This is a genomic window from Kitasatospora cineracea (assembly GCF_003751605.1).
Lineage (GTDB): Bacteria > Actinomycetota > Actinomycetes > Streptomycetales > Streptomycetaceae > Kitasatospora > Kitasatospora cineracea.
Map to the genome: position 1 here is coordinate 1,086,106 of NZ_RJVJ01000002.1, position 15,838 is coordinate 1,101,943.

Genomic DNA, 15,838 nt, shown 5'->3' on the forward strand with positions numbered 1-15,838 from the left:
CGAAATCCATGCAGCTGACGAGTGTTCACGTGTTCAAGGAGGGGCCCATGGGGCACTACAAGCCGAACCTGCGCGATCTGGAGTTCAACCTCTTCGAGGTGTTCGGCCAGGACGGACTGTTCGGGACGGGCCGGTTCGCCGAACTGGACGAACAGACCGCACGCAGCGTGCTCCACGAGATGGCCAGACTCGCCGAGGGGCCACTGGCCGAGTCCTTCGCCGACATCGACCGCAACCCGCCGGTCTTCGACCCCGCGACCAACTCGGCCCCGGTCCCGGACTCCTTCCGCAAGAGCTACCGGGCCTACCAGGACGCCGGGTTCTGGCGGCTGGGGATGGCCGAGGAGCTCGGCGGCACCGCCAGCCCGCGCCTGCTGTACTGGGCGCTGGGCGAACTGGTGCTCGGCGCCAACCCGGCGATCTGGATGTACGCGACGACCCCGGGCTTCGCCGGCGTCCTGCACAGCGAGGGCACCGGGGAGCAGCTGCGGATCGCCCGGCTGATGGTGGACCGCGAGTGGGGCTCCACCATGGTGCTGACCGAGCCGGACGCCGGCTCCGACGTGGGCGCCGGCCGCACCAGGGCGGTCGAGCAGGCGGACGGCTCCTGGCACATCGAGGGCGTCAAGCGCTTCATCACCTCGGGCGAGCACGACATGTCCGAGAACATCGTCCACCTGGTGCTGGCCCGCCCCGAGGGCGGCAAGCCGGGCACCAAGGGCCTGTCGCTGTTCATCGTGCCGAAGTTCGACTTCGACCGGGAGACCGGCGAGCTCGGCGAGCGCAACGGCGTCTACGCCACCAACGTCGAGCACAAGATGGGCCTCAAGGCGTCCAACACCTGCGAGTTGACCTTCGGCGCCAAGCACCCCGCGAAGGGCTGGCTGGTCGGCGGCAGGCACGACGGCATCCGCCAGATGTTCAAGATCATCGAACTGGCCCGGATGATCGTCGGCACCAAGGCCATCGCCACCCTGTCCACCGGCTACCTGAACGCGCTGGAGTACGCCAAGGAACGCGTCCAGGGGCCCGACCTGGCGCAGTTCACGGACAAGGCCGCCCCGCGCGTCACCATCACCCACCACCCCGACGTGCGCCGCTCGCTGCTGACCCAGAAGGCGTACGCCGAGGGCATGCGCGCCCTGGTCCTGCACACCGCCGCCGTGCAGGACGAGATCGAGGTGCTCCGGGCCCGCGGAGCGGACGCCACCGACGCGCAGCACCTGAACGACCTGCTGCTGCCGATCGTCAAGGGCTACGGCTCGGAGAAGTCCTACGAGCAGCTCGCCCAGTCCCTGCAGATCTTCGGCGGCTCCGGCTACCTGCAGGAGTACCCGATCGAGCAGTACATCCGGGACGCCAAGATCGACACCCTGTACGAGGGCACCACCGCCATCCAGGGCCAGGACTTCTTCTTCCGGAAGATCGTCAAGGACGGCGGCCGGACCCTGACCGCCGTGGTCGACCGGATCCGCGCGTTCACCGCGGACACCGCCGCCGACGACCCGCTCGGCCGGGAGCGGGCCCTGCTCACCACCGCCGTCAACGACCTCGAGGGCATCGTCGCCGCCATGGTCGCCGACCTCTCCGCCGCGGGGCAGGACCCGGCGAACATGTACAAGGTCGGCCTCAACACCACCCGCCTGCTGCTGGCCTCCGGCGACGTGCTGGTCGGCTGGCTGCTGCTGCGCCAGGCGGACGTCGCGCTGCGCGCCCTGGCCGCGGGCGCCACCGGGAAGGACGTCCCCTTCTACCGGGGCAAGGTCGCCACCGCCCGCTTCTTCGCCCGCACCGTCCTGCCGACCGTCACGCCGCAGCGCCTGATCGCCGAGGACGTCGACCTCGCCGTCATGGAACTGCCCGAAGAAGCGTTCTGACCGCCCGTCGGCCCCGTCGCACCACGCACCCACCCCAGCCGGAACGGAAACCGCCATGCCCGAAGCCGTCATCGTCAGCGCCGCCCGTTCGCCGATCGGCCGGGCCTTCAAGGGTTCACTGAAGGACGTCCGCCCGGACGACCTGGCCGCGCAGATCATCGCCACCGCCCTCGCCGGGGTCCCGCAGCTCGACCCCCGCCGGATCGACGACCTGATGCTGGGCTGCGGCCTGCCCGGCGGCGAGTCGGGCCACAACCTGGCCCGGATCGTCGCCGTCCAACTGGGCCTGGACCGCCTCCCCGGCACCACCGTCAACCGCTACTGCGCCTCCTCGCTGCAGACCACCCGGATGGCGCTGCACGCGATCAGGGCGGGCGAGGGCGACGTCTTCCTCTCGGCGGGCGTCGAGACCGTCTCGCGCTCCGTCAACGGCACCTCGGACGGCCTCCCCGGCACCCACAACCCGCTGTTCGCCGAGGCCGAGGCCCGCACGGCCACGTGTGCCGAGGTGGGCAACGACCACTGGGACGACCCGCGCGAGGACGGGCTGCTGCCGGATCCGTACATCGCCATGGGGCAGACCGCGGAGAACCTGGCCGCCCTGAAGGGCATCACCCGCGCCGAGCAGGACGAGTTCGGCGTCCGCTCGCAGAACCTCGCCGAAGCCGCGATCAAGGCCGGCTTCTGGCAGCGCGAGATCACCCCCGTCACCCTCCCCGACGGCACCACCGTCAGCACCGACGACGGCCCCCGCGCCGGCGTGACCCTCGAAGCCGTCTCCGGACTCAAGCCCGTCTTCCGCCCCGACGGCACCGTGACGGCCGGTAACTGCTGCCCGCTCAACGACGGCGCCGCCGCCCTGGTCATCATGTCCGACACCAAGGCCCGCGAACTCGGCATCACCCCGCTCGCCCGCATCGTCTCCACCGGCGTCTCCGCCCTCTCCCCCGAGATCATGGGCCACGGCCCCGTCGAAGCCTCCAAGCAGGCCCTGCGCCGGGCCGGACTGACGATCGGCGACATCGACCTGGTCGAGATCAACGAAGCCTTCGCCGCCCAGGTCATCCCCTCCTACCGGGACCTCGGCATCGACCCCGACCGGCTGAACGTCAACGGCGGCGCCATCGCCGTCGGCCACCCCTTCGGCATGACCGGCGCCCGCATCACCACCACCCTGATCAACTCCCTCCAGTGGCACGACAAGCAGTTCGGCCTGGAAACCATGTGCGTCGGCGGCGGACAGGGCATGGCCATGGTCATCGAACGGCTCAGCTGATGCCGGCCGCCGCCGCCCACCCGGTCCCGCCCCCGCCGCTGCGCTACCAGCGCTGCGGCTGGTGCGCCGCCGCGGACTTCCTCCCCCGCGCCCTCTGCCGCCTCTGCGGCTCCGACGACCTCGCCTGGGAGGAGAGCGCCGGCTCCGGCTACGTCCACCACGCGGTGGCGGCGCCCCGGGCCGACCGCCGGCCCGGGCAGCACGCCGTGGTGGTCGCCCTGGACGAGGGCTTCCACCTGCCCGGCGTCGTCGTGGGGGCGGCCGCCCGCCCCGTGCCGGTCGACGCCCGGGTCCGCATCGTCTCCGTCCCCGGCGCGGGCCGCCGCCGGCCCGTGTTCCGCCTCGTCCGCCCCTGAACACCCCGCCGAACGCCCCGCTCCGGCAGCGCCGTTGCCGTGCCCACCGAGGAGGACGTCGTGCTCAGCACGATGCAGGACATTCCGCTGACCATCACCCGCATCATGCAGCACGGCACCACCGTGCACGGCACCTCCGAGGTGGTCACCTGGACCGGTGCCGCACCCCGCCGGGCCGGCTACGCCGAAGTCGGCCGCCGGGCCGCCCAACTGGCGCACGCCCTGCGCGAGTTGGGAGTCCACGGGGACGAGCGGGTCGCCACCCTGATGTGGAACAACCAGGAACACCTGGAGTGCTACCTCGCGGTGCCCTCGATGGGCGCCGTGCTGCACACCCTCAACCTGCGCCTGCCCGCCGGCCAGTTGGCCTGGATCGCCAACCAGGCCGAGGACCGCGTCGTCGTGGTCGACGGCACCCTGGTCCCGCTGCTGGCCGCGGTGCTCCCGGAACTGAAGACCGTCGAGCACGTCGTCGTCACCGGCCCCGCCGACACCGCGCCCCTCGAACAGCCCGGCAAGCGGATCCACCGCTACGAGGAACTGCTCGCCGGCCGCCCCACCGGTTTCGACTGGCCGCAGGACCTCGACGAACGCTCCGGCGCCGCCCTCTGCTACACCTCGGGGACCACCGGCGACCCCAAGGGCGTCCTCTACAGCCACCGTTCGACCTACCTGCACAGCCTGCAGATCTGCACCGCCGAGGGCTTCGGCCTCGGCGTCACCAGCCGGGTCCTGCCCGTCGTGCCGATGTTCCACGTCAACGCCTGGGGCCTCCCGTACGCCGCGATGCTCTCCGGCGCCTCCCTGGTCATGCCCGACCGCTTCCTGCAGCCCGAACACCTCGCCCGGATGATCGCCACCGAACGCCCGACCAACGCCGCGGCCATCCCCACCATCTGGACCGGCCTGCTCCACCACCTCGACGAGCACCCGGCCGACCTCTCCTCCCTGCGCGAGGTCGTCGTCGGCGGCTCCGCCTGCCCGCTCCCGCTGATGAAGGCGTTCCAGGAGCGCTACGGCACCCGCATCCTCCAGGCCTGGGGCATGACCGAGACCTCCCCGCTCGGCAGCGTCGCCCGCGAACCGGCAGGCGTGGAGGGCGAAGCCGCCTGGGCGTACCGCGCCACCCAGGGCCGGCTGCCCGCCACCGTCCAGGTCCGGCTGGTCGGCACCGACGACACGGTCGTGCCGAACGACGGCGGGACGGTCGGCGAGATCGAGGTCCGCGGCCCCTGGATCACCGGCTCCTACTACGGCTCCGACCACCGGGCCGACCCGTCCGGCGGCGGCCGCTTCCACGACGGCTGGCTGCGCACCGGCGACATCGGCTCCGTCAGCCCCGACGGGTACCTGCGCCTGACGGACCGCGCCAAGGACGTCATCAAATCCGGCGGCGAGTGGATCTCCTCGGTGGAACTCGAGAACCACCTGCTCGGCCACCCCGCCGTCGAGGACGCCGCCGTGATCGCCGTCCCCGACCCCAAGTGGGGCGAACGCCCGCTCGCCCTCGTGGTCCTGCGCCCCGACCCCGCCACCGCCCCCGGGGAGGAGCACCGCCTCCGCGCCCTCAAGGACTTCCTGGCCCGGCACGTGGCCCGCTGGCAGGTGCCGGAGCACTGGGCCGCGGTGCCCGCGATCCCGAAGACCAGCACCGGCAAGTCCGACAAGAAGGCGCTCCGCGCGTCCCACGCCGACGCCGCCGTCCCCCTCCGCACCTTCCGCTGACGCCCGACCCGACCCCCGCCCCACCCCCACGGCCCCGGGACCACGGTCCCGGGGCCGGCCCCGTCCCGGGGCACGTTCCCGGTGCGATCTCGTGCTCCGCGCGGACGGATTGACGGACCGTCGGATGGTCCTCTTGGAAGGCGCCCGGAACAGCTCCGGCGCCCACTTCCGAGGGGACCTTCCCGTGCACGAACACGCACCGCAGCACCACCGTCCGAACCGCCTCCGCCGTCGCCGGCGCGGGGCCGCGGCGACCGTGACCGCCGTGGCCGCCGCCGTGCTGGCCGGCGTCCTGGCCCCGACCGCGGCCACCGCCGCACCCCGGCCGGACGCCGTGCAGCAGCGCCTCGACGCCCTGGTGAAGCAGGACGGAGTACCCGCCGCGCTCGCCACCGTCAAGGGCCGCGACGGCCGCAACCGCACCTACACCGCCGGAGTCGGCGACGCGGCCACCAAGGCCAGGGTCCCGGTCGACGGGCAGGTGCGGATCGGCAGCAACACCAAGACGTTCACCGCCGTCGTCGTCCTGCAACTGGTCGCCGAGGGCAAGGTCGGCCTCGACGCGAGCATCGACACCTACCTGCCCGGCCTGGTGCGCGGCGACGGCTTCGACGGCCGGAACATCACGGTCCGCCAGCTGCTCCAGCACACCAGCGGCCTGCCCGAGTACGTGGACACCGGACGCGTGCTCGCCGACCCCAAGCGGTACTTCGAACCGCGCGAACTGCTCGACGCCGCGCTCGCCCAGAAGGCCCACTTCGCGCCCGGCACCCAGTGGGAGTACAACAACACCAACTACCTGCTGGCGGGCCTGATCGTCCAGAAGGTGACCGGGCGCCCGCTCGGCGAGGAGATCACCAAGCGCGTCATCGACCGGGCCGGCCTGCGCCACACCTCCTTCCCCGCTCCCGGGGACACGGCGATCCACGAGGCCCACCCCAAGGGCTACCTGCGCGCCGAGGACGGGTCGCTGCGCGACTACACGGAACTGGACCCGTCCTGGGGCTGGGCGGCCGGCGCGATGGTCTCCACCACCACCGACCTCACCCGGTTCTACGGCGCGCTGCTCGACGGCCGCCTGCTGCCCCCCGCCCAGCTCGCCCAGATGCGCACCACCGTCCCCGCCGAAACCCTGGGCACCGGCGTCCGCTACGGCCTCGGCCTGATCAGCCGCCCGCTGACCTGCGGCGGAGTCGCCTGGGGCCACGGCGGGGCGATCCCCGGCTACGAGACCTTCGGCGGCACCACCGACGACGGCCGCTCCGCGAGCATCGCGGTGACCTTGTTCCCCGGCGACGAGAACATCGGCAAGCACGCGGACCAGGCCGTGGACGAGGCGCTCTGCCGCTGACCGTCCCCCCGGGGCGGCCGGCCCCGGCCGCCCCTCCCCTTCCCAGCCGTGGAGCCCCGATGAACGCACCCGCCCCGCACCGCACCACCCGCCGCCTGCGCCTGCTGCGGCACGCCACGGCGGCCACCGCCGCCGCCGGAATCGCCCTGACCGCCTTCACCCCCACCGCGGCCTCCGCCGCACCGCGCCCCGACGCCGTGCAGCAGCGCCTCGACGCCCTGGTGAAGCAGGACGGGGTGCCCGCCGCGCTCGCCACCGTCAAGGGCCGCGACGGCCGCAACCGCACCTACACCGCCGGAGTCGGCGACCTGGCCACCGGGGCCGGGGTCCCGGTCGACGGGCAGATCCGGGCCGGCAGCAACACCAAGGCGTTCACCGCCGTCGTCGTCCTGCAACTGGTCGCCGAGGGCAAGGTCGGCCTCGACGCGAGCATCGACACCTACCTGCCCGGCCTGCTGCGCGGCGACGGCATCGACGGCCGGAACATCACGGTCCGCCAACTGCTCCAGCACACCAGCGGTCTGCCCGACTACATGGACGTCCCCCCGCTGAACGACTTCGTCCCCATCCAGTACCGCTACTTCGAACCGCGCGAACTCCTCGACGGGGCGCTCGCCCAGAAAGCACTGTTCGCCCCCGGCACCGGCTGGATGTACAGCAACACCAACTACCTGGTGGCCGGCCTGCTGGTCCAGAAGGTCACCGGCCGCCCCTTCGGCGAAGAGGTCACCAAGCGCGTCATCGACCGGATCGGCCTGCGCCACACCTACTTCCCCGCCACCGGGGAGACCGCCCTGCGCGAACCCCACCCGCACGGCTACCTGAACACCGGCCCGGACGCACCGCTGATCGACTACACCGGGATGGACGCCTCGATGGCCTGGTCCACCGGCGCGATCGTGTCCACCAACACCGACCTCAACACCTTCTACAGCGCGCTCCTGGCGGGCCGCCTGCTGCCCGCCGCCCAGCTCGCCCAGATGCGCACCACCGTCCCCGCCGAACTCCTGGGCCCCGGCGTCCGCTACGGCCTCGGCCTGCAGAGCCGCCCCCTGACCTGCGGCGGCCTGGTCTGGGGCCACGGCGGCACCTCCCCCGGCTACCGGACCCGCGGCGGCGCCACCGAAGACGGCCGCGCCGCCACCATCACCGTCACCACCGTCCCGGACGAAACCGCCACCGAGCACCTGACCGACGCGGTCGACACCGCCCTCTGCCGCTGACCCGCCGCCCGTCACTCCCCGGCCCCGGCCGGGGCGCAGCGGCCGGCCGGGGCTGCCGCACGTCCGGTGCACTCGCCGTCGCCGTCTGCCCGTCGGAACCGAACGTGCCGCGGAATCGTCCTCGTCGTCGCCGGCCACACGGCAAGAACGGGGGGATCCGTGTTCGACCTCCACATCCGCACGGCAGGTCTGCGCACCGCCGCCGACACCTTCCAGGGAACCTCGCACCAGCTGAACGCACGTACCGGCCACTGGCTGGACGACAGCCTGACCGCCGCCTCCGCCCACTCCGGCTTCGCCTCCGGTCCCGCGCTGCGCGAGTGCGCCGACGCCTGGCAGACCCACATGAGCGCCGTCGCCCAGCAGTTGAACACCTATGCCGACCAGCTGCGGCAGTCCTCGCACTCGTACGAAACCGCCGAGCAGGAGTCGGTGCGCCGACTGAACCTCGCCGTCAGCGACCTGAACAGGGGTGCCTGAGCATGGTCGACTTCGCTGCCCTCCGGCGGGCCGACCCCGCCGCCCTGCACCGCGCCGCCGACGGCTGGGTGGAGCTGTCGAAGGATTCCTGGCAGGCCGTCAACGACCTGCACGACAACGGGATCGGCCCGCTCAAGGAGGACTGGCAGGACCGGGTCGGCCAGGCCGCCGGCAGGAAACTGGCCGAGCAGGCCGACATCCTGGAGTCCGGTGCCGACATCACGCGCGGTGTGGCGATGGTCGTCGACGGGCTGGCGTCCTCACTGGAGTACGCCCAGCGGGTACTGACCCAGGCGCTGGAACTCGCCTCGACGTACCAGCTGGAGGTGGACGGGGCCGGGACCGTCTCCACCACGGGCGAGGTCACCAGCGAGAGCCTCACCCGCATGAACGAGGTGTCGGACCTCATCAGGGAAGCCCTCCGGGAGGCCCGCCAAGCCGACGACCAGGCCTCCGCCGAGCTGCGGAAGCTGGGCGCCGCCACCTGCCAGACCGACCCCGAGAAGGCCCTCGACCAACTCCAGGGCGAGGCCTCGCAGACCGAACTCGACATGCTCGCCGGCGACATACCGGACGGCAGGGATCCGGCGCTGGTGTCCCGGTGGTGGGCCTCGCTCACCCCCGAGCAGCAGAAGCAACTGGAGCTGGCGGAGCCGGTGAAGCTCGCCAACCTCCCCGGCGTCCCGGACGCGGTCAAGGAGGACCTGCGCGGCGGCCCGGGGCGCAAGTGGGACCGGGTGCAGATGGTCGAGTGGGTCCTGGCCCACTGGAACGACGAGTCCGGCGACTTCGACGACGAGAACAACTGCACCAACTTCGCCTCGGAAGCGCTGTTCCGGGCCGGCGTCCACATGAAGGGCAACTGGACCGTCGAGGGCGACGCCTGGAACCGCGGCCGGGACCCGGGCTGGCTCGGCCTCGGCATCATCGGCCAGCAGCACAGCCACGCCTGGGGCGGCGCGCAGAACCTGCACGACTTCATGGTGGGCAACGGTGGCCGCGAGGTCCCGCCCGGCGAGGTCAAGCCGGGCGACCTGGTCTTCCTCGAGGACGACAACGACCAGAACCCCGACCTCAAGCCCGGCACCATCCACCACACCGCCGTCGTCACCGCGGTCACCCCCGACGGCGACATCCGGTACAGCCAGCACAACGACTCGCGGAAGAACGTCAGCCTGGACGGACGGTCCGGCCACGAGGCGCAGTCCGAAGGCCGGCAGAAGATCCACTACGTCCGGGTCGAACCCAACTGGTACTGAGGGCAGCGAACATGACGACGAACGGGATGCGAGCAGGCCGACGGCTCGCCGCGGCAGCAGTACTGGGAACACTCGGCTGGGTCTGCGCCAAGTACGGCCACGACGCCTACCTCGACGCCGTCCCACGGCGGCTGGGCCACTGCCTGGACGCCGCTCCGGTACCCGCCACGGCCTGGGCCGCCATGGTCGCGGGGCCGCTGCTGGAGACCGCGGCGGGAACGACCGCCGCCCTCCTGCTCCGCCCCACCGCGCGGTCGAGCACGGCCGCGCTGGTGACGGCCGCCCTGATCACCGCACTGGCCGGAATCCTCCTGCTGGTCACGGGCTGGGGACTGACCGACGCGATCGGCGGCCCCGGCACCACCCGCCACCCCTGCAGCGGCATGTAGCCCCGCCCACCGGAGCAGCGGGCGGGAAGGCCGATCGGGAACACCGCACCGATCCCGTGTCCGGCGCAGACCGCGGCGGTCTCACGCAGCCGCTCCGCGTCGCGGGCCCCGGAGCACCACGTCCCGCCCGTTCGGCGCGGGAGAGCGCGGCGGGCAGCGTGCTCCCGGTGGTCAGTTCGTCGTCGTGGACCGGGACGATGTCGCCGCGCCCTTCTCCCCGCGCCCGGTCGGCGATGCCGCCGAGGACTGCGACCGGGGTGACAGCCGAGGGCGACGGCGATCGCCGCGATCTGCGTCGGGGCGGCGGCCCCGTCGGCGGTCTCCCCGACCAGCCGGTCCGCCTGTTCCGCCGAGAGGTCGGCCCCGGCGAGGACGCCGTTCACGAGGGCGGCCCATTCGTTCGCGCCCGTCCCCGTCGCGCGGGTCGTCGGGGTGCGTCCTCATCGGGCCGGGCCCGGGGCCGGGGCGGATCCGCGACGCTCTCGCGACCCCCGGCGCGGCACACCGCCGTCCCGCCGTGCCCGACCGGGAGCGATCCGCATCCGCGACACCCGTACCGTCCCGCCCTCCGCCGGGGCGGCCGCGACCGGACGGGGCGGTCGCACGGTCCGCGGCTTCGGGCTCACCGGCCCGCCGAGGATCGCCTCACGGGCGAGGGCCCGCACCCCCGTACCCCCGACCTCCCGACCGAGGACCGCCCGAGTGTGATCCGGGTCACTTCCGCGGGGCCGGTGCAGCACTTCGTGGCGGACCGTCGTCATGAGGGCAGTGACCGGATCGAGGGGAAGCGAGGACGGCGGGTGGGGTTGCGCAGGAGCGGCCGGAGTCCCGGAGTCGGGTTCGCGGAGTTCGTCGCACAGCGGTCGGCGGCGCTGTTCCGCACCGCGTACGTGCTGACCGGCGACGTGCACGCGGCGGAGGACCTGGTGCAGGAGGCGTTGGAGCGGGCGTGCCGGCACTGGCGGCGGGTCGCGGCCGCGGACTCGCCGGAGGCGTACGTGCGGCGGGTGCTGGTGAACCTCGCCAACGACCGCTGGCGGCGGCGCTCCCGGCGCGCGGAGCGTCCGGGGCTGTCCGGTGTCGCGGAACCGGCCGACCCGCGGGACGGGTTCGGCCAGGTCGAGCTGCGCGGCGAGCTGGTCGGGGCGCTGCTGGCGCTGCCGATGGGCATGCGCAGCGTGGTGGTGCTGCACTACCTGGACGACCTGGACACCGGGCAGGTCGCCGACGCGCTGGGCATCTCGCCGAGCGCGGTGCGGTCCCAACTCGCGCGCGGCCTGGCGAAGTTGCGCGAATCGATACCGGAGGGCACGGCCGGCCGGCCGGCCTCGGCCCCACTCGGAGGTGCGCGGTGAACCGTCCCCTGCCCGGACCGGCCGAGGGCCGGTTCGACCGTGAACTGCGGGACGCGCTGGCCGCGTTCGCCGACCACCCGGCGGCACCGGTCGTCGACGCCGCCGCGATCGAGCGCGCCGCCGCCCGCCACCGCCGGACCGGGCGGGGCCTCCTCGCCCTCGCGGCGGCCGCCGCGCTGCTCGCCGCGGGCGGGGCGTTCGCCCTGCGCCCGGCCTCGTCGGACGGTCCGGCGACATCGCCGGTGCGGCCGTCGGCCGTCGGCTGCACGGTGCCCGGCCCCCCGGCCGGCGGGCTGTCCGGGGCGGCATCGGCCACCCGGGCCCCGGAGACCCCCCAGAACGCGACCGTGACGCTGCCGGAACTGGCCGGCCTGCCGCTGGAGCGGGCCGCCGCCGCCCTGCACGCGCTCGGCCTGCGCTGCACGGTCGTCCTGCACACCGACCGGACGACCCCGGCCGGACAGGTGATGAGCAGCGACCCGCGGAGCGGCCGCGAGCCGGTCGCACCGGACTCGCTGGTGACCCTGTACGTCTCCAAGGGCCGCCCCGGCGGCTCCTGACACCGCCACCCGAACCGGCCGGCCTCCACCCACGAGGGAGTTGCACCGTGGAGAACCCCGAACAGACCGACCCCGCGGCGGTGCACCGGACCGTGGCCGCCGCCTGGCAGTGCATCGAACGCGAACTCGCCGTCCGCTTCCCGCGGTTCGAGGCACGGCTGGGCGGCCCCGCCGCACCCGGGGAGGTCGCCGCCTGTGAGCGGGCCCTCGGCTTCCCGCTGCCGGCCGACTTCGCGGCGTCCTGCCTGGTGCACCGCAGCGTGGCCTTCGGCGGCTGGATCGAGGGCATGGAGAGCCACGACGACCTCGCCGAACTCCCCGCCAACCGCGACACCCAGGTCGAACTCGACGACTACTGAACCAGCGACCGCCCCGACACCCGGATCCGGCAGGACCGCGGCGGCCGCCCCGGCTGGGTCCCGCTGCTCGGCGACAGCGGCTCCGCGGGCAACGCCCTGGACCTGGACCCCGCCCCCGCCGGCCGCTACGGCAAGATCGTCAACCTCGACCACGGCGTCCCCAACGGCGAACCCGCGCCCGGCTGGCCGGCCTTCCTCCAGGGCTTCGCCGCCAACCTGGCGAACGACCGCTACGAGAGCGACCGCGACGGAGACCTCCGCCTGCGCCGCTGACCCTCCCGGGCGGCACCCGGAGCAGCCCGATCACGGTGCGCTTGCGGCGGGCGGTGGCGCCGCCGGCCTCGGCCGACGGCGGCCGGGTCCCGGTGAGGTGGCCGCCGTCGGCCCACCGCGGGGGTTCGGCCGGTGGCGGGGTGGTTGAGAGCCCTTCGCGGGTGGCCGCCGGGCCCGCCCGGCCGCAAAGGGTCTGTCAAGGAGCCGTAAGAGTCGTATAAAGTCACTCGCGGTGTGCCGGGAAGCCTGGTCGGCGAGCAAGGGGAGAGCCCTCTTGCTCCTTCGCCGATCCGGGGGTCACCTTTCGTGGTGCTCGTCGTCGTGTTCGGGGCCGCGTTGCTCGTCGCGGTCCTGCTGTCGGGCCTGGCCGCCCGCACCGTGCTCTCCACCTCCCTGCTGTTCCTCGCCGCCGGGGCACTGGCCGGCGACGGCCTCCTCGGCCTGATCCACGTCACCCCGAACAGCCCGGTCGTCGCCGCGACCGCGGACCTCGCGCTGTTCACGGTGCTGTTCACCGACGGCATGCACGTCGCCTTCCCCGCCCTGCGCGCCGCCTGGCGCAACCCCGCCCGGGCGCTGGGCCTGGGGATGCCGCTGGCGTTCGGCGGGACGGCGCTGGTGGCGCACCTGCTGGCCGGGCTGGACTGGACGACCTCGCTGCTGGTCGGCGCGGTCCTCGCCCCGACCGACCCGGTCTTCGCCTCCGCGATCGTCGGGCGCAAGGAAGTCCCGGCGCGGCTGCGGCAGTTGCTGAACGTCGAGTCCGGGCTGAACGACGGCCTGGCACTGCCGGTGGTGCTGGTGCTGATCGCCGCGGCCGGCCCCGCCTCGCCCCACTTCGAGGCGTCGCTGCCCACCATCGGCCTGGAACTCGTCGGCGGCCTCGCGCTCGGCGTCGTGCTGCCGCTGGCGGTCAACGCCCTGGTGCGCGTCCCCGGGCTGGGCGCGGAGGCGAAACTCCAGCCGCTGCTGCCGCTGGCCACCGGGGTCATCCTGTACGCGACGTGCCACCTCACCCACGCCAACCCGTACCTCGCCGCGTTCTCCGCCGGCGCGGTCCTCGCCTCCGTCTCCCCCGAGTCCAAGGCGGCGTTCGAGCCGCTCGGCGAAGCCCTCGCCGAGCTGGCGAAGTTCGCCGCACTGCTGGTCTTCGGCGCGCTCCTCACCCCCGCCCTGTTCGGCGGCCTGTCCTGGGGCGGGTACGCGGCGGTGGTGCTGGCGATCGCGCTGATCCGCCCCGCCTCGCTGCTGCTCTCCCTGATCCGCTCCCGGATCGACCGGCGCGAGCAGCTGGTGGCGGCCTGGTTCGGACCCAAGGACTTCGCCTCCGTCGTCTACGGGCTGCTCGTCCTGCAGGCCGGCATCCCGCAGGGCGAGCAGGCGTACACCCTGATCGCGGTGTGCATCGCCGCCTCGATCCTCGTGCACTCCAGCACCGACGTCCCCATCGCCCGCCTCTTCCACGTCGACGAACCCGAGTCCGGAGCCGTCCTGCTCCCGGCCCGGCCCCGTACCCCCGCTCCCGCCCCGGAGGCACCCGATGCGCGCACGTGACCTCGCCGAACCCTTCCCCACCGTCGGCCTCGACGACCAGGCCCTGGACGCGGCCCGGCTGCTGGCCGAGCACCGCCTGCCGGGCGTGCTGGTCGTCGACGGCCCCGGCGTGCCCCGCGCCGTCCTGCCCGCCTCCCAGCTCGTACGCCTGCTGGTGCCGGAGTACCTGGTCGAGGACCCGGCGCTCGCCGCCGTGGTCGACGAGGCGCACGCCGACCGGCTCTGCGAGGAGCTGACCGGGGTGCGGGTGGGCGAGTGCCTGCCCAAGGACGCGCCCCGGCCGCCGGTCGCCGACGCCGAGGACACCGCGGTGGAGGTCGCCGCCCTGATGGCCCGCACCCGCAGTCCGCTGGTCGCCGTCGTGGAGCGGCCCCCCGACGGCCGAGCAGCCGCCGGGGGGCGGCTGCTCGGCGTGGTCACCGCCTCGAACCTGCTGCACCGACTCCTGGGGGCCTCGTGAACGACTGGCACGCCTGGGCGGCCCTGGCGGTCTTCGCCGCCGCCTACGTCCTGATCATCACCGAATGGGTCCACCGCGTCGCCGCCGCCCTCGGCGGCGCCGCCGCGATGCTCGCCCTCCGCGCCACCGACGACGAAGCCGCCTTCTTCTCCACCGACTCCGGCATCGACTGGAACGTCATCTTCCTGCTGATGGGCATGATGATGATCGTCGGCGTCCTCAAACGCACCGGCCTGTTCGAGTACCTGGCCGTCTGGTCCGTCAAACGCGCCCGCGCCAAGCCCTTCCGCGTCATGGCCATGCTCGTCGTCATCACCGCCGCCGCCTCCGCGCTGCTCGACAACGTCACCACCGTGCTGCTCGTCGCCCCCGTCACCCTGCTGGTGTGCAAGCGCCTCGGGCTGAAGGCCGCCCCGTTCCTGATCGCCGAGGTCTTCGCCTCCAACATCGGCGGCACCGCCACCCTGGTCGGCGACCCGCCCAACATCATCATCGCCAGCCGCGGCGGCCTGACCTTCAACGACTTCCTCGTCCACCTCGCCCCGCTCGCGATCGTCCTGACCGCCGTCCTGCTGGCGATGTGCCGCTTCCTCTTCCGCGAGCACTTCACGTACGACGAGGAGCGCGCCGCCGAGGTGATGGCCCTGAACGAGCGCGAGGCGATCCACGACCGCCGCCTGCTCGCCCAGGGCCTCGCCGTCCTCGCCCTCGTCATCGCCGGGTTCGTGCTGCACCCCGTCGTCCACTACGCCCCGTCCGTGGTCGCCCTGCTCGGCGCCGGAATCCTGGTCGCCGTCTCCAAGGCCGAGGTCAAGGACGTCCTCGCCGAGGTCGAGTGGCCCACCCTCGCCTTCTTCGCCGGCCTGTTCGTCATGGTCGGCGCCCTCATCGAGACCGGCGTCATCGAAACCGTCTCCAAGGCCCTGGCCGACGCCACCGGCGGCAGCCCGCTCGGCGCCGTCATGCTCCTGCTCGTCGCCTCCGCGGTCCTGTCCGGCGTCGTCGACAACATCCCCTACGTCGCCACCATGGCCCCCATCACCGCCGACCTCGCCCACACCGTCGGCCAGCCCTACGGCCACGTCCTGTGGTGGGCCCTGGCCCTGGGCGCCGACCTCGGCGGCAACGCCACCGCCATCGGCGCCTCCGCCAACGTCGTCGTCCTCGGCATCGCCGAACGCAACCGACAACCCATCAGCTTCTGGACCTTCACCCGCTACGGCATCCCCGTCACCGCCGCCACCGTCGCCGTCTCCGCCCTCTACCTGTGGCTGCGCCACTTCGCCCTCGCCTGAGCACCCCCGCCTGAGCACCCCCGCCTGAGCGCCCCCGCCTGAACGC

General features: G+C 73.5%; 15 protein-coding genes. All 15 read left to right on the plus strand.

The window, feature by feature from the left end; translation table 11 throughout:
* Window positions 1–47: 47 nt before the first annotated feature.
* A complete protein-coding gene (locus tag EDD39_RS31195) occupies window positions 48–1,877 on the plus strand; it encodes an acyl-CoA dehydrogenase (protein ID WP_123562477.1) in 1,830 nt (609 codons plus the stop codon).
* A 55-nt stretch (window positions 1,878–1,932) separates the two neighbouring features.
* Window positions 1,933–3,153, plus strand: a complete 1,221-nt coding sequence (locus EDD39_RS31200; RefSeq protein ID WP_123562479.1) for an acetyl-CoA C-acetyltransferase — start codon at window positions 1,933–1,935, stop codon at window positions 3,151–3,153.
* The gene (locus EDD39_RS31205) at window positions 3,153–3,509 is read left to right on the plus strand and encodes a Zn-ribbon domain-containing OB-fold protein (protein ID WP_123562481.1); all 357 of its coding nucleotides are present in this window, start codon (window positions 3,153–3,155) and stop codon (window positions 3,507–3,509) included. Before EDD39_RS31200 ends, EDD39_RS31205 begins: the two co-directional genes overlap by 1 nt.
* Before the next feature lie 60 nt (window positions 3,510–3,569).
* Window positions 3,570–5,234, plus strand: a complete 1,665-nt coding sequence (locus EDD39_RS31210; protein WP_123563453.1) for a long-chain fatty acid--CoA ligase — start codon at window positions 3,570–3,572, stop codon at window positions 5,232–5,234.
* Between the two features lie 265 nt (window positions 5,235–5,499).
* Complete coding sequence (locus EDD39_RS31215; protein WP_244257377.1) at window positions 5,500–6,585, plus strand: serine hydrolase domain-containing protein; 1,086 nt, start codon at window positions 5,500–5,502, stop codon at window positions 6,583–6,585.
* 59 nt (window positions 6,586–6,644) lie between these two features.
* Window positions 6,645–7,808 carry a serine hydrolase domain-containing protein gene (locus EDD39_RS31220; protein WP_123562485.1) on the plus strand — a complete coding sequence of 388 codons (1,164 nt, stop codon included), beginning with the start codon at window positions 6,645–6,647 and terminating at the stop codon, window positions 7,806–7,808.
* A 159-nt stretch (window positions 7,809–7,967) separates the two neighbouring features.
* The gene (locus EDD39_RS31225; protein ID WP_162870265.1) at window positions 7,968–8,288 is read left to right on the plus strand and encodes a type VII secretion target; all 321 of its coding nucleotides are present in this window, start codon (window positions 7,968–7,970) and stop codon (window positions 8,286–8,288) included.
* A gap of 2 nt (window positions 8,289–8,290) precedes the next feature.
* Complete coding sequence (locus EDD39_RS31230; RefSeq protein WP_123562489.1) at window positions 8,291–9,547, plus strand: amidase domain-containing protein; 1,257 nt, start codon at window positions 8,291–8,293, stop codon at window positions 9,545–9,547.
* Between the two features lie 26 nt (window positions 9,548–9,573).
* Window positions 9,574–9,936 carry a hypothetical protein gene (locus EDD39_RS31235; RefSeq protein ID WP_123562491.1) on the plus strand — a complete coding sequence of 121 codons (363 nt, stop codon included), beginning with the start codon at window positions 9,574–9,576 and terminating at the stop codon, window positions 9,934–9,936.
* Window positions 9,937–10,736: 800 nt separating this feature from the next.
* Window positions 10,737–11,291 carry a SigE family RNA polymerase sigma factor gene (locus tag EDD39_RS31240; RefSeq protein WP_123562493.1) on the plus strand — a complete coding sequence of 185 codons (555 nt, stop codon included), beginning with the start codon at window positions 10,737–10,739 and terminating at the stop codon, window positions 11,289–11,291.
* Complete coding sequence (locus tag EDD39_RS31245) at window positions 11,288–11,851, plus strand: PASTA domain-containing protein (protein WP_123562495.1); 564 nt, start codon at window positions 11,288–11,290, stop codon at window positions 11,849–11,851. Before EDD39_RS31240 ends, EDD39_RS31245 begins: the two co-directional genes overlap by 4 nt.
* 47 nt (window positions 11,852–11,898) lie before the next feature.
* Window positions 11,899–12,210: an SMI1/KNR4 family protein gene (locus tag EDD39_RS31250; protein ID WP_123562497.1), complete on the plus strand. Its 312-nt coding sequence runs from the start codon at window positions 11,899–11,901 to the stop codon at window positions 12,208–12,210.
* Window positions 12,211–12,789: 579 nt separating this feature from the next.
* On the plus strand, window positions 12,790–14,037 hold the full coding sequence (locus tag EDD39_RS31255) for a cation:proton antiporter (RefSeq protein ID WP_123562499.1): 1,248 nt from the start codon (window positions 12,790–12,792) through the stop codon (window positions 14,035–14,037).
* Window positions 14,024–14,497, plus strand: a complete 474-nt coding sequence (locus EDD39_RS31260) for a CBS domain-containing protein (RefSeq protein ID WP_123562501.1) — start codon at window positions 14,024–14,026, stop codon at window positions 14,495–14,497. Before EDD39_RS31255 ends, EDD39_RS31260 begins: the two co-directional genes overlap by 14 nt.
* Window positions 14,494–15,792, plus strand: coding sequence for an ArsB/NhaD family transporter (locus EDD39_RS31265; protein ID WP_123562503.1), 1,299 nt, complete (start codon window positions 14,494–14,496; stop codon window positions 15,790–15,792). Before EDD39_RS31260 ends, EDD39_RS31265 begins: the two co-directional genes overlap by 4 nt.
* Window positions 15,793–15,838 lie beyond the last annotated feature (46 nt).